The sequence below is a fragment of the Pseudovibrio sp. POLY-S9 genome, from assembly GCF_001431305.1.
Taxonomy (GTDB): Bacteria; Pseudomonadota; Alphaproteobacteria; order Rhizobiales; family Stappiaceae; genus Pseudovibrio.
Genome location: NZ_LCWX01000243.1, coordinates 129,414 through 129,723 on the forward strand (window position 1 = coordinate 129,414; position 310 = coordinate 129,723).

1 pseudogene is annotated in these 310 nt (G+C 55.5%); it reads left to right on the plus strand.

Going from position 1 to position 310, the window contains the following annotated elements:
- Positions 1–310: pseudogene (locus PPL9_RS33880) on the plus strand (DUF2029 domain-containing protein); the annotation flags it as partial.

Sequence of the window (310 nt, forward strand, 5' to 3'; positions counted from 1 at the left end):
ATGATGAAGTACAGCGCAATGTTGCTGGTGGCTCCGGCTTTTACGCGTGGGTGCATCCGCCAAGTCTGCTGGTCTTTCTGGTTCCGCTGTCTGGGTTGACCTACCTGCAGGCTTATAGCCTTTGGATGGGGATGGGAGCTTTGCTCTCGTTTTCTGTCGCCTTCAGCCGTAAAGCGCCCATTCGTGCGTTCACTTTCTTCATTTTTGCTCCTGCAACACTGGTGAACCTGTTTTACGGCCAGTTTGGCATGCTGGCGGGTGGGTTCCTTTATGGCGGGCTGCGTTTGCTAGACCGGCATCCGGCATGGGC